Source organism: Cryptosporangium arvum DSM 44712, assembly GCF_000585375.1.
In the GTDB taxonomy this organism is placed as follows: domain Bacteria; phylum Actinomycetota; class Actinomycetes; order Mycobacteriales; family Cryptosporangiaceae; genus Cryptosporangium; species Cryptosporangium arvum.
The window spans coordinates 7,193,562-7,214,034 of record NZ_KK073874.1 but is presented as its reverse complement, the minus strand read 5'-3'; the positions used below and the strand labels follow the sequence as shown (position 1 = coordinate 7,214,034).

16 protein-coding genes are annotated in these 20,473 nt (G+C 70.2%); 10 read left to right on the top strand and 6 right to left on the bottom strand.

Going from position 1 to position 20,473, the window contains the following annotated elements; all coding sequences use genetic code 11:
- Position 1: 1 nt before the first annotated feature.
- Positions 2–661: a M23 family metallopeptidase gene (locus tag CRYAR_RS32950; protein WP_084701266.1), complete on the bottom strand. Its 660-nt coding sequence runs from the start codon at positions 659–661 to the stop codon at positions 2–4.
- Positions 662–728: 67 nt separating this feature from the next.
- A complete protein-coding gene (locus tag CRYAR_RS32945; protein ID WP_063725800.1) occupies positions 729–1,946 on the bottom strand; it encodes a pyridoxal phosphate-dependent aminotransferase in 1,218 nt (405 codons plus the stop codon).
- Positions 1,947–4,805: 2,859 nt separating this feature from the next.
- Here CRYAR_RS32945 and CRYAR_RS48250 point away from each other — a divergent pair.
- The 8 genes from CRYAR_RS48250 to CRYAR_RS49225 all read left to right on the top strand — a co-directional run bounded on the left by CRYAR_RS48250 (position 4,806) and on the right by CRYAR_RS49225 (position 13,389).
- A complete protein-coding gene (locus CRYAR_RS48250) occupies positions 4,806–5,078 on the top strand; it encodes a hypothetical protein (RefSeq protein WP_035857108.1) in 273 nt (90 codons plus the stop codon).
- A 770-nt stretch (positions 5,079–5,848) separates the two neighbouring features.
- Positions 5,849–6,784: a 30S ribosomal protein S2 gene (gene rpsB, locus CRYAR_RS32935; protein ID WP_035857107.1), complete on the top strand. Its 936-nt coding sequence runs from the start codon at positions 5,849–5,851 to the stop codon at positions 6,782–6,784.
- Between the two features lie 296 nt (positions 6,785–7,080).
- Positions 7,081–7,902, top strand: coding sequence for a translation elongation factor Ts (tsf, locus tag CRYAR_RS32930; RefSeq protein ID WP_035857106.1), 822 nt, complete (start codon positions 7,081–7,083; stop codon positions 7,900–7,902).
- A gap of 105 nt (positions 7,903–8,007) precedes the next feature.
- On the top strand, positions 8,008–8,790 hold the full coding sequence (gene pyrH, locus CRYAR_RS32925) for a UMP kinase (RefSeq protein WP_035857105.1): 783 nt from the start codon (positions 8,008–8,010) through the stop codon (positions 8,788–8,790).
- Positions 8,791–8,836: 46 nt separating this feature from the next.
- Positions 8,837–9,394 (top strand): ribosome recycling factor, encoded by a 558-nt coding sequence (gene frr, locus CRYAR_RS32920; protein WP_035857103.1) that lies wholly within the window; start codon positions 8,837–8,839, stop codon positions 9,392–9,394.
- Positions 9,395–9,457: 63 nt separating this feature from the next.
- Complete coding sequence (locus CRYAR_RS32915; RefSeq protein ID WP_211247756.1) at positions 9,458–10,390, top strand: phosphatidate cytidylyltransferase; 933 nt, start codon at positions 9,458–9,460, stop codon at positions 10,388–10,390.
- A 156-nt stretch (positions 10,391–10,546) separates the two neighbouring features.
- Complete coding sequence (gene rlmN / locus CRYAR_RS32910) at positions 10,547–11,635, top strand: dual-specificity RNA methyltransferase RlmN (RefSeq protein ID WP_035857102.1); 1,089 nt, start codon at positions 10,547–10,549, stop codon at positions 11,633–11,635.
- A complete protein-coding gene (locus tag CRYAR_RS49225) occupies positions 11,632–13,389 on the top strand; it encodes a DivIVA domain-containing protein (RefSeq protein ID WP_211248042.1) in 1,758 nt (585 codons plus the stop codon). Before rlmN ends, CRYAR_RS49225 begins: the two co-directional genes overlap by 4 nt.
- Before the next feature lie 60 nt (positions 13,390–13,449).
- Here the strand turns inward: CRYAR_RS49225 and CRYAR_RS32895 are convergent, their stop codons facing one another.
- The 3 genes from CRYAR_RS32895 to CRYAR_RS32885 are packed head-to-tail and all read right to left on the bottom strand — an operon-like array spanning position 13,450 to position 15,605.
- A complete protein-coding gene (locus CRYAR_RS32895; protein WP_035857101.1) occupies positions 13,450–13,671 on the bottom strand; it encodes a DUF2631 domain-containing protein in 222 nt (73 codons plus the stop codon).
- 54 nt (positions 13,672–13,725) lie between these two features.
- Positions 13,726–15,123 carry an aspartate aminotransferase family protein gene (locus tag CRYAR_RS32890; protein ID WP_051571259.1) on the bottom strand — a complete coding sequence of 466 codons (1,398 nt, stop codon included), beginning with the start codon at positions 15,121–15,123 and terminating at the stop codon, positions 13,726–13,728.
- Positions 15,120–15,605, bottom strand: a complete 486-nt coding sequence (locus CRYAR_RS32885) for an Lrp/AsnC family transcriptional regulator (RefSeq protein ID WP_035868644.1) — start codon at positions 15,603–15,605, stop codon at positions 15,120–15,122. The genes CRYAR_RS32890 and CRYAR_RS32885 overlap by 4 nt, the downstream gene beginning before the upstream one ends.
- A 144-nt stretch (positions 15,606–15,749) precedes the next feature.
- Between CRYAR_RS32885 and CRYAR_RS32880 the strand changes: the two genes are divergently transcribed.
- Positions 15,750–17,174 (top strand): gamma-aminobutyraldehyde dehydrogenase, encoded by a 1,425-nt coding sequence (locus tag CRYAR_RS32880; protein ID WP_035857100.1) that lies wholly within the window; start codon positions 15,750–15,752, stop codon positions 17,172–17,174.
- 137 nt (positions 17,175–17,311) lie between these two features.
- Here the strand turns inward: CRYAR_RS32880 and CRYAR_RS32875 are convergent, their stop codons facing one another.
- On the bottom strand, positions 17,312–18,691 hold the full coding sequence (locus CRYAR_RS32875; protein WP_035857098.1) for an NAD(P)/FAD-dependent oxidoreductase: 1,380 nt from the start codon (positions 18,689–18,691) through the stop codon (positions 17,312–17,314).
- 205 nt (positions 18,692–18,896) lie between these two features.
- Between CRYAR_RS32875 and CRYAR_RS32870 the strand changes: the two genes are divergently transcribed.
- A complete protein-coding gene (locus CRYAR_RS32870; RefSeq protein ID WP_035857097.1) occupies positions 18,897–20,411 on the top strand; it encodes a gamma-aminobutyraldehyde dehydrogenase in 1,515 nt (504 codons plus the stop codon).
- Positions 20,412–20,473 lie beyond the last annotated feature (62 nt).

The window sequence follows — 20,473 nt, the reverse complement described above, 5'->3', positions numbered from 1 at the left end:
GCTATCGGTCGGGAGCGGGGTAGAGGCGTACCGCGGTGGGGCGGAGGAGGGTGAGAGGGTCGACGTACTGGTCGGACACGATCAGGCCCCAGTGCAGGCAGGTTTCGGTCGGGCAGCCCGGGTGGCGTCCTTCCAGCTGGCCCAGTGGGGTGCCGGGAACCACCCGGTCGCCGGTCCGCACGGAGGCGCGGACCGGCTCGTACGTGGTCCGGCGGTCGGCGTCGTGCGTGATGCTGACGACACCCCGGCCGCCCACTGGACCGGCGAACCGGACCACGCCGTCAGCGGCGGCCCGCACGAGCGTTCCGGGGCTGCCGGCCAGGTCGACGCCGCGGTGGCCAGGCCCGTAGGGGCCCGCTGGCGGGTCGAACGGTCGGACCACCCGCACCGGGCCGTCCAGCGGCCAGCGCCGGCTGAGCTCGACCGTAGGTGCGGCCACCACTGCCGCTGGGCGCAACCCGGGGGCCAGCCGCACTGATGGTGGGTGCTGCTCCGCTGGTGGATGGCGGCCGGAGGAGGACCACTCGGTCGCTGTGGAGGGTCGGGTCACTCCGGGGGCGGGCAGGGCGGCGGCCAGGAGCAGGCACCCGACCAGGAACGCCCAGGGGAGGCCACCATGCGGGCGGACGCCTGCTGGCTCGGCGTCGATCTGGAGAAGCATGAAGGTAAGGGTGGACGCCCGCGCCCGCCATCGCTAGCTGCCATTGGCAGCTTGTGGATAACCCGGTTCAGCGGGCCCAGGCGCCGGGCTGTCCGGCGGAGCCGGGCATGCGGCGCGGAGCCGGTTCGACGACCGGGCCGCCGTCGCGGAGCCGCTCGAGGCGACGTACGGCCTCGTGGAGCACGTCGTCCTGCTTGCAGAACGCGAAGCGCACCAGGGACGCGCCGGGGACCACGTCGTGGGCTTCCTGGTCGTAGAACACGCCGACCGGAACCGCCACCACGCCGGCTCGTTCGGGGAGCGCACGGCAGAACGCGAGTCCGTCGACGCCGCCGAGCGGGGCCGCGTCGGCGGTGACGAAGTACGTGCCGGCGGGGATGTGGACATCGAAACCGGCGGCGACCAGACCCTGGCAGAGTAGGTCCCGCTTGGCGCGGAGGTCGGCGGCGAGCGCGGAGAAGTAGTCGCGGGGGAGGGAGAGCGCGGTGGCCACGGCGGGTTGGAACGGGGCGGCGTTGGTGAAGGTGAGGAACTGCTTCACCCGCGCGACGGCGGCGACCAGATCGGGCGAGGCGCAGATCCAGCCGACCTTCCATCCGGTGGCGCTGAACGTCTTGCCGGCGGAGGAGATCGTCACCGTGCGGTCACGCATGCCCGGCAGCGTGGCCAGCGGCACGTGCTCACCGTGGAAGACGATGTGCTCGTAGACCTCGTCAGTGACCGCGATCAAGTCGTGCTCCACGCACAGGCGCGCGACTTCGGTGAGCTCCTCGCGGTCGAACACCGCGCCGGTGGGGTTGTGCGGCGAGTTGATCAGGATGACGCGGGTGCGCGGCGTGATCGATGCGGCGAGCGCGGCGGTGTCGAGGCGGTAGTCCGGCGGGCGGAGGGTCACCGGGCGGCGGACGGCGCCGGCCAGCGCGATGACGGCGGCGTAGGAGTCGTAGTACGGCTCGACGCAGAGCACCTCGTCGCCCGGCTCGCAGAGGCCGAGGAGGGTGGCGGCGATCGCCTCGGTGGCGCCGGCGGTGACCAGCACTTCGGTGTCGGGGTTGTAGTCCAGGCCGTACCAGTCGCCCTGGTGGCGGGCGATCGCGCTGCGCAGGTCCGGGGTTCCGGAGCCCGGGGCGTACTGGTTCTGACCGGACTGGATCGCCTTGACCGCCGCGCGCAGCATCGCTCCGGGGCCGTCGGTGTCGGGGAAGCCCTGGCCGAGGTTGATCGCGCCGGTGCGGACGGCGAGCGACGTCATTTCGGTGAAGATCGTGGTGCCGAAGCCGCGCATGCGTGCAATGCCGCGACGAGTCTCCTGCGAGCGGGAAGCCTCACTGTGCGACCTGAGTTCGGAACCAGCGTTGCCGGCAGGGGTCATGACCCCAGACCATAGGCGCTGTCTTTCCTGTTCAGCACATCGGGCGCCGTTTTTGGCCCACCATATCTTGACTTAAGGTCTGCCTAAAGCAGGAATCGACGCTCGTGAATGGAATTAATCGGGCGAAACGTATGGGGGGTTCGCGGTGGGCCTTAACGGGGAGGTCGGGTCGGTCATCGGGTTGTGGGGGTTACCTCGGTAACGTCTGCTAAGGCGCGGATCGCGGGACGCGTCGCAGCGGGAGGAGCTCCGATGGTCGAGAACCCGTCGTTGGCGGATGAGTCGGATCGGGGGGCTTCCCGAGGGTCGGGGTCGGCGGCCCGGGGGGCTGGTGCGACCGGTGGTTCGAGGGGTGGGGACTCCGGTTCGGCGGGCTTGGGGCCTTCTGCTGGGACTGATGCTTCCTCTGTGACTGATGCTCCCGCTGGGGCTGGTTCTTCTGGTGGGTCGGATGAGGGTGCTTCGCGGGCTGAAGTAGAGGACGGGAAAGCGGCGGGGCGGGGGGCACGGGCGCGGACGTCGGCTGTGTCGGCTCGGCCTGCGCGGCGAGGGGTGAGTACGGCGGCGGAGCCGCGGAAGGCGGCGCGGAAACCCTCGCCTGCACGGCCTCGGGCCGGGGGTGCTCAGCCGGCGGCGTCGGTCGAGGCTTCGGAGGTGTCGACGGACGAGGCGCCCGTCGTTCCTCCGGCGCGGAGTCCACGTGCGGCGCGGAGTTCGTCGTCGGGATCGTCTGCGGGTGCGGGCGTGGGGGGTATGTCGGAGGGACGGGTTGGCTCGGACGGGCGCCGTTCCGCGGAGGCGCGGGTCTCCTCGGAGGGGCAGGCGTCGTCGGAAGGGTCGGTTGCTCCGGTTGCTCCGGGAGGTCGGGGTGGCTCGAGTGCTTCGGGCGGTCGGGGTGGCTCGGTTGCTCCGGGGGGTCGGGGTGGCTCGGGGAGTGGGGGAGCCTCGGGGGTGAAGGGCTCGGTCGGTGAGGGCGCCGATGACGATGTATCGGGGACGGATGCTGGTGCAGCGAGCAGTGTGGTGGAGCATCCCGCTGCGTTGGAGTTGATCCAGGCTTATCGAACGTTGGCGGTGCCCAAGGCGATCGCGGCGAGGACGAAGTCGGCGCCTGGTGCGCCTGCGGGTGCTCCCGCGTCCAGGTCGACCGGAGGTGGCGCGCGGGTTGGGGATGATTCGGCTGCGCCGAGTTCTGCGGCGATGACGACTGCGACGAGTGCGTCTTCGGCCCCAGCGTCTCCGGCCACGGCTCATCCAGTTCCGGCTTCGGCTGTGGCGACGCCTGCTCCTGCTGCGGTGCCTTCGGCTCCGGATGCTCCGGCTGCGGCGAGTGCGGCTTCGGGGCCTGCTCCGGCAGATGAGGCCCCGGCGGTATCTGCATCGGTGGCTGCTGGGGAGCGGCGGGCTGGGGGTGGCTCGGGGGCGGGCCCGGGTGAATCTGCTGTTTCGGCGGTGGACGCTGCTGCATCGCAGTCCTCGGGTGATGCGGCTTTGAGGGCTGGAGCGGACTCGACCTCGGCGAGTGGACGTGCGGTCGAGGAGTTGGCCAGCGGGGGAGAAGACCCGGGGGAAGCGACGACTGTTTCGTTGGCGCCGATCCGCGTGGGGGAGGGCCCGGCCGACGAGGCGGTCGAGCGGGGGGCGTCCTGGGACGGAGTGGGGTCGTGGGCTTCCTCGGGTACGGAGAACGCCTCGTCGGGCGGAGCGCGGTCGCACTGGCCGGAGACCGAGTCGGTGCTGGTTCGGCTGGGGCTGGTCGACAAGGACGGGCGGGTACTAGAGGCTTCGGAGTCGGTCGAGCCGGTTGGTGCGGACGACGAGCGGGGTGGGGCGTTTCCGATCGGGTCGGTGCCGCATCCGATCACGATCGCTGAGCCGGTTCCGACGTTTGATGCGCTGGTTGCTCGGACGCGGGCTCGGGTCAAGTCGAGTGATGACACGCAGCGGATGTCGCCGCCCGGACCGCTCGGGCCTGGTCCGGAGGCGGCTGACAATGCGACGCCGGCGCCCTCGTTCGGTGCGCGGTTGGCGTCGATGCTTCCGTCTCGGGAGGCGGTGCGGCGGTTGTGGCCTGCGCGGCCGGTCGGCTGGAGGTCGGAGCGGGGTCGGGCGGACGACGCGACCTCGGGCGGCGGTCCTGGGTCGGATCCGGCGGGTGGTTCCGAATTCGCTTCGACACCGTCGGCGGTGCCGACTGTCGATGGGACCGAACTGGCCCGGACGGAATCCGACGCGGTGCGCGCCGGTATCACCAGCGCCGGAACGCCAGGGCCCGGTGCCGTGGGTTCTCGCTCCATCGGTCACCAGAGTGGCGCCGGTTTCCCCGGAGACGCCGGCTACCAGGGTGACGCCGGGTTGCCCGGAGATACCGGCTACCGAAGCGACGCCGGGTTGCCCGGAGATACCGGCTACCGAAGTGACGCCGGGTTGCCCGGAACCGCCGGGGCCGCTGCGGCGGACTCTGGTGCTGCGGACTTCAGTGCGGCGGACTCTGGTGCGGCGGACTCTGGTGCATCCGGATTTGGTGTGGCCGGGAGTCCGAAAGAGGGGAGTGCCTCCGTGCAGCGCGACTTCGCGGGCGCGATCACCGGGTCCTCCACGGGAGGGCCAGTTCCGCTCGAGGTCGCTGCGGCCCGTCCCTACCCGGCCGGGTCCGCGCCCGCCCCGATCGACCCCACGTCCCGTCCTGCTGTCACGTCGAAGAAGGCCACGCGTGCGCCGCGACGTCGGCCGACTCCGGCGCAGTGGCGGTCGGGGGCACGGATCGCGCTCGTGCTCGTGGTGTTGTTGGCGACCGCGGTGCCGGCTGCGGTCGTGAGTTGGCGTTCGGCGTTGGCGGTCGTTCCGGATGCGGGCGGGGCACTCGGCGGAGGCCTGGGTGTGATCGGGCTGATCCTGCTGGCTGTCGGGGTGCTCAAGGGTGCGCGGGCGGGCTCGATCGCTGGGAGTACCCAATCGCTTCCTGCTCTCCTCGCCCGCCCCGGCGCGCTTTCCGTGACCCTCGGAATCGCCGTTCTTCTCTGCGCAGCCATCGCCGTCGGCTGACCCGCCGAGAGCCTCGCGCCCCGAAGCTCCTCGCGTTCCTCGCACTCCGCCCCGGAGCGCGAGGGACGCCTGGAGCGCGAGGGACGCCCGGAGCGCGAGGGACGCCCGGAGCGCGAGGGACGCCCGGAGCACCAGATCCGGCCAACCGCCGCGTGCGCCCAAGCGCCCTGAGTGCCGAACCGCCCTGAGTGCCGAACCGCCCCGCGCCCCGAAGCGGCCCCGAGTGCCGAACCGTTCCGAGCGCCAAAGGCCCCCGAGCGCGGAACCGCCTTGTGCGCCCAGCCCCCGTGCGCCCTAGCCCCCGTGCATCGAGGCCCTCGAGCACGGAACCGCCTTGTGCGCCCAGCCCCCCGTGCGCCCTAGCCCCCAAGCACCGAAGCCCCCGAGCACAGAACCGCCCCGAGCTAAAACGCCCCCCAACCGCCAAAGCCCCGACCCCACCAAACACCTCTGAGCCGCGCCGACGACCGGGTTCGGCGTTCCGGGCCCACTCCGCGTAGACTTCTGGACGGCGACCCGCATCAGCGGGTCGACTTCGCGTGCCCACCGCGCTTCGTGTCCCTCCGCTCCGGCGGCAGGGCCACCTTCCCGCTCCGGCGGAGAGGCGACGAACGCGCGGCGGTCTCCTCGGTCCCCTGCTGGGGGCCATCGACCGTGGGGCACCAGGGCGCCGGGTCTGCCGCAGCGCAGCACACCGGAGCGACAACCGAGGAAACCGCGGTGCGCCGAACACGCGCGCCGCCCGAAAAACGGAAGGACGCGCCACACTCATGGCCGTCGTCGGAATGCGCCAGCTCCTCGAGAGCGGCGTGCACTTCGGGCACCAGACCCGACGTTGGAACCCGAAGATGAAGCGCTTCATCCTGACGGAGCGCAACGGGATCTACATCATCGACCTGCAGCAGACGCTCACGTACATCGACAACGCGTACGAGTTCGTCAAGCAGACGGTCGCGCACGGCGGAACGATCCTGTTCATCGGCACCAAGAAGCAGGCCCAGGAGGCCATCGCCGAGCAGGCCCGCCGGGTCGGCATGCCGTACGTGAACCAGCGCTGGCTGGGTGGCATGCTCACGAACTTCCAGACCGTGTACAAGCGCCTGCAGCGCCTCAAGGAGCTCGAGATCATCGAGCAGACCGGTGGCGACAACGTGCTCACGAAGAAGGAAGCCCTCGTTCTCAAGCGCGAGAAGGACAAGCTCGAGCGCACGCTCGGCGGTCTTCGCGACATGCAGAAGGTGCCTTCCGCGGTGTGGATCGTCGACACCAAGAAGGAGCACATCGCGGTCGACGAGTCGCGCAAGCTGCACATCCCGATCGTCGCGATCCTCGACACCAACTGCGACCCGGACGAGGTCGACTACAAGATCCCGGGCAACGACGACGCGATCCGTAGCGCCGCTCTGCTCACCCGGGTCGTCGCCGACGCCGTCGCCGAGGGTCTGATCGCCCGCGCCGGTGGCAGCAAGGCCGACACGAAGCCGGACGCCCCGGCCGCGAACGAGCCGCTGCCCGAGTGGGAGCGCGAGCTGCTCGAGTCGAAGACCGAGGAGCCCGCCGCGGCCACCGAGGCCCCGGCCGCTGACGCCCCGGCCGCTGACGCCCCGGCCGCCGAGTCGGCCCCGGCCAGCACCGAGCCGGCCCCGGTCGCCGCCGAGGCCGCTCCGGTCGCCGCCGAGCCGGCCCCGGCCAGCACCGAGTCCTGATCACGCCCGGATCCGGGCGGGCCACCCGCCCGGATCCGAGCGTCGGCTCCAGGCGGCCACCCGCCGGGAGGAAGCTCCAAACGGTCCACCACCGGGAAACCATCCAGGTCACCGACCGGGAAACCATCCAGGTCAGCGACCGGGAAACCATCCAGGTCACCGACCCGGAGAACATCCAGGTCACCGGCCGGGGAAACCACCCCGAGGAAACCATCCCGGCGCTGAACCGCCCGGACCCGAGCGAACACCCCAGGCCCAACGCCGGGCCACAGACTACGGATCTGAGAGAACGGACAATGGCGAACATTTCCGCCGCCGACGTGAAGAAGCTCCGCGACCTGACGGGCGCGGGCATGATGGACGCCAAGAAGGCGCTCACCGAGGCTGAGGGCGACTTCGACAAGGCCGTCGAGGTGCTGCGCATCAAGGGCGCGGCCAAGGCCGCCAAGCGTGGTGGCGAGCGCACCGCGGCGAACGGCCTCATCGCCGCCGCCGAAGGCGCGATCATCGAGCTCAACTCCGAGACGGACTTCGTCGCCAAGAACGACGAGTTCCAGAGCCTGGCCGCCGACATCGTGGCGCACGCCGCCGCGGCGAAGGTGGGCGACCTGGACGCGCTGCTCGCCGAGAAGCTCAAGGACGGCAAGACCGTCGCCGAGAACATCGAGGCCGCCTCGGTCAAGATCGGCGAGAAGCTGGAGCTGCGCCGGGTGGCGCTGCTCGACGGCCAGGTCGCCACCTACATGCACCGCAAGGACCCGTCGCTGCCGCCGCAGGTCGGCGTGCTCGTCGAGTTCGCCGGCGGAGACGTCGAGGTCGCCCGCGGTGCCGCGATGCAGGTCGCCGCGATGCGCCCGCAGTACGTCACCCGCGACGAGGTCCCCGGCGACATCGTCGAGAACGAGCGTCGTATCGCCGAGGCCACCGCCCGCGAAGAGGGCAAGCCGGAGCAGGCGCTCCCGAAGATCGTCGAGGGCCGGGTGAACGGCTTCTTCAAGGAGAACGTGCTGCTCGAGCAGTCCTCGGTGCAGGACAGCAAGAAGACGGTGAAGGCCCAGCTCGACGGCGCCGGTGTCACGGTGAGCCGGTTCGTCCGGTTCGAGGTCGGACAGGCCTGACGAGGCCGGCCCACCGGGCCGGCTCGCGTGTCCAGACGACGCACGAAAGCCGCCGGTGGCGTACCGCCACCGGCGGCTTTCGCATGATCACCTAGGAGAGCAGCGATGACCCTGCAGACCAGCCCCGCCCCGGACACGAAGACCGCCGGCCGCGACCGTCCCTGGTCACGGGTGATGCTCAAACTCTCCGGTGAGGTGTTCGGCGGCGGCCAGTTCGGCGTCGACCCCGACGTCGTGCAAGCGATCGCCGTCCAGATCGCCGACGTCGTCCGGCAGGGCCTGCAGGTCGCGGTCGTCGTCGGCGGCGGCAACTACTTCCGCGGCGCTGAGTTGCAGCAGCGCGGCATGGACCGGGCGCGCTCGGACTACATGGGCATGCTGGGCACCGTGATGAACTGCCTCGCGCTCCAGGACTTCCTGGAGAAGCAGGGCATCGACACCCGCGTCCAGACCGCCATCAACATGGCCCAGGTCGCCGAGCCCTACATCCCGCGGCGCGCGATGCGTCACCTGGAGAAGGGCCGCGTCGTCATTTTCGGCGCCGGCGCGGGCATGCCGTACTTCACCACCGACACCGTCGCCGCCCAGCGCGCGCTGGAGATCGGCGCGGACGTGCTGCTCAAGGCCACTCAGGTCGACGGCGTCTACGACGACGACCCGAAGAAGAACCCGGCGGCCGTCCGATTCGACCGGATCAGCTACACCGAGGTGCTCACCCGCGGCCTCGGGGTCGCCGACGCCGCCGCGATTAGTCTGTGCATGGAGAACGACCTGCCGCTGGTCGTCTTCGACCTGCTCGTCCCCGGCAACATCACGCGCGCGGTGCGCGGTGACCGGATTGGAACGTTGGTGACCACGGAGCCGGTCACCACGACTTCCGCGGACTGAAATAATCTTCACGCCGGCAAGAGACCGAGCCCAGGAGGCGACACCCGTGATCGACGAAACTCTCTTCGAAGCCGAGGAGAAGATGGAGAAAGCCGTCGAGGTCGCCAAGGAGGACTTCGGCTCGGTGCGTACCGGCCGGGCGGCTCCGGCGATGTTCGGCAAGATCTTCGTCGACTACTACGGCGCGATGACGCCGCTGCCCCAGCTGGCCTCCATCACGATCCCGGAGGCGCGGATGGCGGTCATCAAGCCGTACGACGGCTCCCAGCTGGGTACGCTCGAGCGCGCGATCCGCGACTCCGACCTCGGCGTCAACCCGAGCAACGACGGCTCGATCATCCGCGTCATCTTCCCCCAGCTCACCGAGGAGCGTCGGCGCGACCTGGTGAAGGTGGCCCGCTCCAAGGGTGAGGACGCCAAGGTCTCGATCCGCAACATCCGGCGGCGGGCCAAGGAAGCGCTGGACAAGATCGGCAAGGACGGCGAGGCCGGCGAGGACGACGTGCGTCGCGCCGAGAAGGAGCTCGACGACACCACCGGCAAGTACGTCCACCAGGTCGACGAGCTGATGAAGCACAAGGAAGCCGAGCTCCTCGAGGTCTGACGGTCCGAATAGCCCTCCCGGCGCCGCCGGGAGGGCCTGACAGGCATGAGTGAGGTCCCTTCCGTGGATGCGCCGGCGGCACCCAGCGGTTCTCCCGGCCCCGCCGTCCCGAAGAACGACGACGGGAACGCGGTGCCGGTCGGGCCACCCCTGGGGGCAGCAGTGTCGACGGCCGCCCGGGCGAGCCGCGCCGGGCGCAACCTGCCGGCGGCGATCGGCGTCGGGGTGGGGCTCGCCGCGCTCGTTCTCGTGACGCTGTTCACGTCGAAGATCGCGTTCGCCGCCGTGATCGCGGCCGCGATGGGCGTCGGCATCTGGGAGCTGGTGCGGGCGATCCGCCCGGTCGAGGCGCGCCCGCCGATGATCCCGCTGGTCGTCGGCGGCGTCGGCACGATCGTCATCACGTACGTCAGCGGCCCGGAAGCGCTCCTGCTCGGGTTGTTGCTGACGGTCGTCGCGGTGGTGATCTGGCGTATCCCCGACGGGCCGGTCGGCTTCCAGCGTGACGTCACCGCCGCGGTGCTGGTGGCCACCTACGTGCCGTTCCTGGGCGGCTTCGCGGTGCTGCTCGAGGTCGCCGACGACGGCGTGATGCGGATCATCGCGTTCATCGCGACCGTGGCCTGCAGCGACATCGGCGGCTACGCGGCCGGGGTGCTGGCCGGCCGGCACCCGATGGCCCCGACGGTGAGCCCGAAGAAGTCCTGGGAGGGTATGGCCGGTTCGCTCCTCGCGTGCGCGATCGGCGGCGCCGCGTTCCTGGAGCTGGGCTTCGACAACGGAGCGTGGTGGGAGGGCGTGATCTACGGCCTCGCGATCGCGATCGCGGCGACGCTCGGCGACCTCACCGAATCGATGATCAAACGTGACCTCGGGGTCAAGGACATGAGTTCGCTGCTGCCCGGGCACGGCGGACTGATGGATCGGCTCGACTCGCTGCTGTTCGCGGCACCGGTCGCGTACCTGCTGTTGACGGCGTTCGCACCACCGGCATGACGTCGAGAAATGGTGCGAACAAATCACCTCGGGTGTTCGTCCGATCACTCAGTGCAGTAGATCGGTGGAATATCACTGTGAGAGACGTCTTCGTGGCGGACGCCTCTGTCCGAGACCGGCCGCAGGCCCGCTGCGGCGTGTGACAATGAGCAAGCGATGACGACGACACTCCCTCTGGTGCTTGACGCGCCCCGCCGGACCGCCCCGCCCCGCCATCTGGCGGATCTCGATCCAGCGGAGCGTCGCGAAGCCGTGTCCGCCCTCGGTCGTCCCGCCTTCCGGGCCAAGCAGCTCTCGACCCACTATTTCGGGCGGCTGACGACGGATCCCGGCGCGATGACCGACCTGCCGGCCGCCGACCGCGATGCGCTCGCCGAAGCGTTCCTGCCGACCCTGCTGACCTCGGTCCGCTCGGTCACCACGGACGACGGCGAGACCCGGAAATGGCTCTGGCGCACGTTCGACGGCTCTCTGGTCGAGAGCGTGTTGATGCGCTACCCCGATCGGGCGACGGTCTGCATCTCCAGTCAGGCCGGCTGCGGAATGGCGTGCCCGTTCTGCGCCACCGGTCAAGGTGGCCTCAAGCGGAACCTCTCGACCGCCGAGATCGTCGAGCAGGTGATGGTTGCGGCACGAGAGATGGCGAAGACGCAGGACCGGTTGTCCAACGTCGTCTTCATGGGCATGGGTGAGCCGCTCGCTAATTACAAGCGAGTGCTCTCGGCGTTCCGCCGGATCACCGATGCTGCACCGGACGGACTGGGTCTCTCCCAACGTTCGGTCACCATTTCCACCGTTGGTCTCGTACCTGCGATCAACCGGTTGACAGCCGAGGGCATTAACGCCACTCTCGCGGTGTCCCTGCACGCGCCTGACGACGAACTACGAGACACGTTGGTGCCGGTGAACTCCCGATGGAAGGTCGCTGAGGTGCTCGGGGCCGCATGGGAATACGCCGAGCGAACCGGGCGACGCGTTTCCATCGAGTACGCCATGATCAAGGACGTGAACGACCAGCCGTGGCGAGCAGACCTGTTGGGTCGGCTGCTGGCCAAAAGGCTTGCGCACGTGAACCTGATACCGCTCAACCCCACTCCGGGCAGTGATTGGGACGCCAGCCCGAAGGCAGTGGAGCGGGAGTTCGTGCACCGGTTGCGGGCCGCTGGCGTCCCGACGACGGTCCGGGACACACGCGGTCGAGAGATCGACGGCGCATGCGGCCAGCTCGCGGCAGCGGAGGTATGAGGACAATGGCTCAGGGCGACAGGTTTCGCCGGAAGGCACTGAAGCGGGGCTACAAGGTCGACGAGGTCGACGAGTTCCTCGACCGGGCCGAGGCGACGCTGGCGCGGCGACCCATTGGTGATCCGCTCACCGCAGCGGACATCCGCGACGTCGTGTTCCGCACCCGCTTCGGCGGCTACGACGAGTGGCAGGTCGACCTGCACCTCGACCGGCTCGAGAAGGAGCTCGACGAGCTGGCCTCGGGCCTGCCGCCGCGTGGCTCCAACGGCTTCCGCGCGCTGGAGGCCGGTCCCTCGGCCTACCAGGACCGCGAAGAGGTGCCGTCCTACGGCGCGATGGGGTCGCCGGGCGTGCAGCCCGAGCCGGCCACCTACGGCGGCGGTTTCCGCAACGAGCCGTCGGGCACCTACGGGCGTCCGGGCTTCCGTGAGGAACCCGGCGTATACGGCCGGGAGGAGCCGTCCTACGGCGGCCAGGCCCCCTACCGGGACGAGCCCGACTACCGCGAGCAGCCGGGCGTCTACGGCGGCGGTGGCGGTTACCGCGAGGAGCCGTCGTACGGCGGTGGCTACCGCGGCCCCGGTGAGGCCCCGACGATCCACCAGCCCGGCCCGATGCGTGAGGCCGCGCAGATGCGCGAGCCCAACGAGTACCGGGGCGCGCCGGTCAGCGGCGGCGGCTGGAACGAACCGAACGACCCGTACCGCGACGACCGGTACCGCGACAACGCCGCGTACCCGGAGCAGACGCCCTACGGCGGCGCCCCCGGCGGCGAGCGGTACCGCGAGGAGCCCTCGTACGGCGGTGGCTACCGCGGCGGCAACGACCGCTACGACAACGCGCCGCCCTACGTCGAGCAGCCGTCGTACGCGGAGGGCGCGCAATACGCCGACCAGGCCGCCTACGCCGACCGCAACAACGGCCGGTTCCAGGAGGGCCCGTCGTACGCGGAGCAGGCTCCCTACGCCGACCAGTCGCAGTACCTGGACCAGACGGCCTACGCCGAGATCCCGCCGTACGGGTCGGCCGGCGGGTACCGCGAAGGTCCCTCGTACGCCGAGGGCGCGCAGTACCGCGAGGGTCCGTCCTACTCCGAGAGCCAGCCCTACTCCGGCGGCCCCTACGGGGGCGGTGGCCCGCGGCCGCGCAACGGCGGCGGGTACCCGGAGCCGTACCAGGAGCAGCCGTCCTACGGTGACGTGCCGGCCCGCGAGTTCGCCGGGGGCTACCGCGGCGGCAACACGGGCGAGTACCGCACCGCCGGCCGCGGCGGCTACCCGGAGCCCGAGGGCACCGGTCCGCACCCGGTCGTGTCCGGTGTGCCGGTCTCCGGGTCGGTCCCGCCGCCCCGGGGCGGTCGCCAGTTCGGCCAGGAGTCCGGCTTCCGGGAGCTCCCGGCCGGTCGGGGCGGCGCCGAGCCGGAGTACGCGGGCCGGTACGGCAAGGAGATGACGATGGAGATGGGCGCCGTTCCGGGTCTCGTCTCCCCGTTCACCAACGAGGACAAGGCCGTCGTCGCGGAGCTCCGGTCGAGCTTCCGGCCGCGTCGCTTCGGCTCCGGGTACGACCCCGGTCAGGTCGAGCGGCTGTTCGACGCCATCCAGGCGATGATGGAGGGCCGCAGCGGCGGCCAGGTCTCCGACAGCGACCTGATGCCCGGCCAGTTCGGCCTGGTCCAGGGTGGGTACTTCGAGGACGACGTCGACGAGGCGCTGCGCCAGGTCCGCGGTCTCTACGGCCGCCGCGTCGGCTGAGCCCAGAACACGAAGAAGGCCCCGGGGGATTTTCCCCCGGGGCCTTCTTCGTGCGAAAACTCAGCGCTTGACGCCGTAGCGACGCTGAACGGCGTCCCAGCCGAGCATCACCAGGATGATCGCGGCGCCGACGAACAGGAACAGGTCCTCGACGTGACCCTCGTGATTGCCGACGGCCATCACCACCAGCGAGAGGGCCGACACGACGGCCAGCCCACGCCAGAGCTTCGGGTGACCCTCCCTGAGCTGGTCAGGTGCGACTACCGGCTCGTCCTCGGCCACGGTTTCCTCCTCGTCCGGCCTCGTTGAGCCGCATTCTTCCACACGCTGTAGAACTTAGATCCGCGACCACGCCTCGGTGAGAACCGAGCGCAGGATCTGCTCCATCTCGTCGAAGTGCGACTGGTCGGCGATCAGCGGCGGCGACAGCTGGATCACCGGGTCACCCCGGTCGTCGGCCCGGCAGTACAGGCCGGCGTCGAACAGCGCCTTGGAGAGGAAACCACGCAGCAGGCGCTCGCTCTCGTCGGTGTCGAACGTCTCCTTGGTGGCCTTGTCCTTGACCATCTCGATGCCGTAGAAGAAGCCGTTCCCGCGCACGTCACCGACGATCGGCAGGTCGTACAGCTTCTCCAGGGTCGCCCGGAACGCGTCCTCGTTCGCGAGCACGTGGTTGTTGAGGCCCTCACGCTCGAACAGGTCGAGGTTGGCCAGGCCGACGCGCGCCGACACCGGGTGCCCGCCGAACGTGTAGCCGTGCGGGAAGTAGTTGGCGCCCTCCAGGAAAGGCTCCATCAGGCGGTCGGAGAAGATCGCCGCGCCGATCGGCGAGTAGCCGGACGTCATGCCCTTCGCGCAGGTGATGATGTCCGGCACGTAGTCGAACTTGTCGCAGGCGAACATCGTGCCGAGCCGGCCGAACGCGCAGATCACCTCGTCGGAGACGAGCAGCACGTCGTGCCGGTCGCAGATCTCGCGCAGCCGCTGGAAGTAACCGGGCGGCGGCGGGAAGCACCCGCCGGAGTTCTGCACGGGCTCGACGAACACCGCGGCGACGGTGTCGGGGCCCTCCATCACGATCGCCTGCTCGATCTGGTCGGCGGCCCAGCGCCCGAACGCCTCGAGGTCGTCCCCGTGCTCGGGGGCGCGGTAGAAGTTCGTGTTCGGAGCCTTGAACGCCCCGGGCACCAGCGGCTCGAAGTACTTCTTGGCGTCGGGGATGCCGGTGATCGACAGCGCGCCCTGCGGGGTGCCGTGGTAGGCGATCGAACGGCTGATGACCTTGTGCTTTAACGGCTTGCCGGTCAGCTTGAAGTACTGCTTCGCGGCCTTCCACGCGGTCTCGACGGCCTCGCCGCCTCCGGTCGTGAAGAACACCCGGTTCAGGTCGCCCGGGGCGTAGTGCGCCAGCCGCTCGGCCAGCTCGATGGCGGCCGGGTGCGCGTGCCCCCAGAGCGGGAAGAACGCGAGCTCCTGCGCCTGCTTGTAGGCCGCCTCGGCCAGTTCGACGCGGCCGTGGCCGGCCTGCACGACGAACAGACCCGCGAGCCCGTCGAGGTACTTCTTGCCGTTGGTGTCGTAGATGTACATGCCGTCGCCGCGGGCGATCGTCGGGACGGGCTCGTCCCGGTACGTCGACATCCGCGTGAAGTGCATCCACAGGTGGTCGTACGCGGTTCGGGAGAGTTTGTCGTTCCCGCCTGCCCCGGCGGTCTCGATCGGGGTGGTGGTCATCTGGTCCCCCAGGAATAGGTCTGCTTCACCAGGCGCAGGTACATGAAGATCTCGGTGCTCCGCACACCCGGTACCTGCCGGATCAGCTCATTGACGACGCGCAGCAAGTGGTCGTCGTCCTCGGCGACCACCTCGAGCAGGACGTCGTACGAACCGGCGGTCAGTACGACGTAATCGATCTCGTCCAACTTGCCGAGACGCTCGGCCACCTCGCGCAGGTCGCCCTCGGCGCGTACCCCGACCATCGCCTGACGCCGGAACCCCAGCATCAACGGGTCGGTGACCGCGACGATCTGCATGACCCCGGCCTCGAGGAGGCGCTGGATCCGCTGGCGAACGGCGGCTTCGGATAGCCCGACGTCCTTCGCGATCGCCGCGTAGGAACGTCGGCCGTCCCTCTGGAGCTGCTCGATGATCCGCTTCGCGATGTCGTCCAGGACGACGGGCGGGCCGGCGGAGCGGCTGGAGGAGGTGGGCTGCACCTGCCCATGGTTGCTGAGACCTACCACCTGGGGCAAGTGATTCCGTTGAGTTTCCGCCTTCTTCTTGCGGATTCCGTTACGGATGCAATGAGATAGGAGGTGCTTCGCGGACAAGTCAGCTCAAGGTGACATTACGGAGAGACGATGACGCTGCACAACTTCGTCGGTGGCAAGCAGACGGCTGCCGGCGACGGACGGACGACGGACGTGGTGGACCCGAGCACGGGCGAGGTGTACACGAGCGCCCCGCTCTCCGGTGCCGCGGATGTGGACACCGCCGTCAAGACCGCCCGGGTCGCGTTCGAGTCGTGGCGCGACTCGACGCCCAGCGAACGGCAGAAGGCACTGCTGAAGATCGCCGACGCGATCGAGGCGCGCGCCGACGAACTGGTGAAGGTCGAGTCGGAGAACACCGGCAAGCCGCTCCAGCTGACGACCGAGGAAGAAATTCCGCCGATGGTCGACCAGATCCGCTTCTTCGCCGGGGCGGCCCGGGTGCTGGAGGGCAAGTCGGCCGGCGAGTACATGGCCGGGCACACCTCGTTCATCCGGCGCGAGCCGGTCGGGGTCTGCGGGCAGGTGGCGCCGTGGAACTACCCGATGATGATGGCGGTGTGGAAGTTCGCGCCGGCGATCGCGGCGGGCAACACCGTGGTGCTCAAGCCGTCGGACACCACGCCGGCGTCGACGCTGCTGCTGGCCGAGATCGCGGCCGAGTTCCTGCCCGAGGGCGTGTTCAACGTGATCACCGGCGACCGCGACACCGGTCGCGCGCTGGTCGAGCACGAGGACGTCGACATGGTCTCGATCACCGGCTCGGTCCGCGCCGGCATGGAGGTCGCGGGGAGTGCCGCGAAGGATCTCAAGCGCGTGCACCTCGAGCTCGGCGGCAAGGCGCCGGTGATCGTGTTCGACGACGCGGACATCGAGGCCGCGGCGGAGGCGATCGCGGTCGCCGGGTACTTCAACGCCGGGCAGGACTGCACCGCGGCGACCCGGGTGCTGGTGGCCCCGCACCTGCACAACGACTTCGTGGCGGCGCTGGCCGAGCAGGCGCGCGGCACGGTCACGGGGGCTCCGGACAACGCCGACGCGCTCTACGGGCCGGTGAACTCCGCCGCTCAGCTGGAGAAGGTCACTGGGTTCATCGACCGGCTGCCCGACCACGCTTCCCTCGACGCCGGTGGCGCGCGCGTCGGCGACCGGGGCTTCTTCTACGCCCCCACGGTCGTTTCGGGCCTGAACCAGAACGACGAGATCGTCCAGAACGAGGTGTTCGGGCCGGTCATCACCGTGCAGAAGTTCTCCGACGAGGCCGAGGCGCTGCGCTGGGCCAACGGGGTCAAGTACGGGCTGGCGTCGTCGGTGTGGACGAAGGACCACGGCCGGGCGATGCGGATGGCCAAGAAGCTCGACTTCGGGTGCGTGTGGATCAACACCCACATCCCGCTCGTCGCCGAGATGCCGCACGGAGGCTTCAAGCACTCCGGCTACGGCAAGGACCTGAGCATGTACGGCCTCGAGGACTACACCCGCGTCAAGCACGTAATGTCGAACATCGAGGGGTAGTGGGCGGCCCGCCCAGAACAACGCCGCCAGGCGAGCACGAACCCTTGAGTATCAGCTATACGCGGCGGATTCGCGCTCGACTGGCAGCGTTGCCCTGGGCGGGCTCCAGGTCAGTACACAACGGCGGCTTTGCCGCCTCAACCGCCTAACAAGCCCTGCATGAACGACGCTCGGCGAGCCGGTGTGCCGGTGCGGGCTTCGACCTTGTCGGCGGTGGTCATGGCCCAGAGGCCGCCGCTCATGCCTAGCCAGCGGAGCGGCTCCGGTTCCCACTGCGGGGAGCGGTGGCCTACCCAGGGCAGGCGGGTCAGCTCGGTGTCCCGCTTCAGCACCAGGTCGGTGAGCGTCCGCCCGGCGAGGTTCGTCGTCGCGACGCCGTCACCGACGTACCCGCCGGCCCACCCCACGCCGGTGGAGCGATCGAGCCCCACCGACGCGTGCCAGTCGCGCGGCACGCCCAGCGGCCCGCCCCAGGTGTGCGTGATCGCGGCCCCGGAGGCGCCCGGGAACATCTCCAGCAGCGTCCGGTGCAGGGCGGCGAACACCGCCTGGTCGCGTTCGGCCTCGTCACGCAGCTTCGACCCGTACGGGTACGGCGCACCCCTCCCGCCCAGCGCGATCCGGTCGTCGGCGGTGCGCTGCGCGTAGATGATCAGGTGCCGGCCGTCGGTGAGCGTCTCCCGCGACCGCCAGCCGACGCTCTCGAAGAACCAGGCCGGCAGCGGCTCGGTGGCGATCATCAGCGAGTACAGCGGCGCCACCGCCCGCCGGTGGCCCGGCAGCGACGGGGTGTACCCCTCGGTCGCCCGGATCACGACGTCGGCCGTGACGGTTCCGGCGTCCGTCACCGCGCGCCCGGGCTCCAGGCGGGTCACCCGGGTTCCCTCGAACAGCTCGACGCCGCGCGCCGTGACCAGCTCGGCCAGCCCCCGGGCCAGCTTCGCCGGGTGGATCGCCGCGCAGTGCGGCGTGTAGAGCGCGCCGCGGACGTCGGTCGCGACCCCGACCCGGGCCCGCGCCTCGTCGGCGTTCAGCCAGCGGTAGTCGGCGTCCCCGAAGCCCCACTGCCGCTCGTCCTCGAGTTCCGCGCGCAGCCGCGCCTCCTGGGCCGCTCCGGCCGCGAGCGTCAGCGTGCCGCCCTTGGCCCAGTCGATGTCCAGGTTCTCGGCCACCGCGACCCGGCCCACCTCGTCGACGGTGTCGAACAACGCGCGGCGCAGCGCGATCGCCGCGTCCCGGCCGTGGTCCCCGGCGACCCGGGCGGTGGAGGCCGGGAAGAGCGCCGAGCACCAGCCGCCGTTGCGCCCGGAGGCACCGAATCCGGCGAACTCGGCCTCGAGCACCGCGATGCGCAGCGAGGGATCGGCGGCGGCGAGATAGTAGGCGGTCCACAGGCCGGTGAAGCCGGCCCCGACGATCGCGACGTCGACGGCCAGGTCGCCCGACAACCCGGCCCGGCGGTCCGCCGGCCCGGGCGTCCGCCCGTCGAGCCAGAGGCTGAGAGCTGATTCGGCCATGCGGATACCCCTAAAACGGACCTACGAGAACCCCGGTTACCAAGACGTTTCCGAGGTTCCACAACGGATTCATCATCTGAGACCGTATTGTTTCACGGATTCCTTGCCCGATTACGGCCGTGCCTGTCATTCTCAGGCCCATCCGACCGATTCCAGGGCCTGGATCGGTTGTAATCTCGCGGCGCGAGAAGAGGACGGTCTACGGGTGCACCAGTACATCGCCGGGCAACGGGCACGCGGTTCGAGCGGAACCCCCTACGACGTGATCGACCCCGCCACGGGGGAGGCCGTCGAGTCGGTGGAGCTCGCGAACTCCGACGACGTCGATCGGGCCGTCGCGGCGGCCGGGGCGGCGTTCGAGGAGTGGTCGCGGGCCACGCCCGGCGAGCGCTCGGCCGTGCTCACGAAGCTGGCCGCGCTGCTCGACGCCGAGGCCGCCGACCTCGCCGAGCTCGAGAGCAGGCAGACCGGCAAGCCGATCCGGCTCTCGACCGAGTTCGACGTGCCGGGCACGGTCGACAACACCGCGTTCTTCGCCGGCGCCGCCCGTGAACTGGCCGGGAAGGCCGCCGCCGAGTACTCGCCCGACCACACGTCGATGGTGCGCCGGGAGCCGATCGGCGTCGTCGGCTCGATCGCACCGTGGAACTACCCGCTGCAGATGGCGGCCTGGAAGATCCTGCCCGCCATCGCCGCCGGCAACACGATCGTCCTCAAGCCGGCCGAGAACACGCCGCTGACGTCGCTGCGCCTCGCGGAACTGGCCACCGAGGCGGGTGCACCGGCGGGGGTCGTCAACGTGATCACGGGGGTCGGACGGGAAGCGGGCGAGGCGCTCATCTCCCACACGGACGTGAGCATGGTGTCGTTCACCGGTTCCTCGGCGGTCGGCCGCCGGGTCATGGAGCTGGCGAGCCAGGGCCCCAAGCGCATCCACCTCGAGCTCGGCGGCAAGGCTCCGTTCGTCGTACTCGACGACGCCGACCTCGAGGCCGCCGCGCACGGTGCCGTGGCCGGCGCCCTGATCAACACCGGCCAGGACTGCACCGCGGCCACCCGCGCGTACGTCCACCGCTCCCGCTTCGCCGAGTTCGTCGACCGGGTCGCCGAGCTGATGGCCGGGGTCCGGCTGGGCGCGCCGCTCGACCCGGCGACCGACCAGGGCCCGCTCATCCACCGCGCCCAGCAGGAGCGGGTGGCGGGCTTCGTCGACCGGGCCCGCGGTTACGGCGCGCGCGTGGTCGTCGGCGGCGAGATCCCGAAGACCGACGAACTGATCAGAGGTTCGTACTATGCGCCGACGCTGATCGTCGATGTCGGGCAAGACTCGGAGATAGTTCAGAAGGAGATTTTCGGTCCGGTTCTGGTCGCCGTGCCGTTCGGGGGTGGTTCGGCCCACCAGGGTGGAGACGACTCCGACCTGGACGAGGCGATCGCGCTGGCCAACGACACGCCCTACGGTCTGGCCGCTTCGGTCTGGACCCGGGACGTGCACCGTGCCCTGCATGCGACCCGCACGATCCGCTCCGGCTGCGTCTGGGTCAACGACCACATCCCGATCATCAGCGAAATGCCACACGGCGGCGTCAAAGCCTCGGGCTTCGGTAAGGACATGTCGACGTACTCGTTCGAGGAATACACCGCCGTCAAGCACGTCATGTACGACCTGACGGCGAAGGCCGCCAAACCGTGGCACCGGACAGTGTTCCGGGATGCGTAATTTTCCGACCCGCTGGCCACAGCCGCCTCGTTAGCGGCAGCATTAACCCGGCACACTCAACT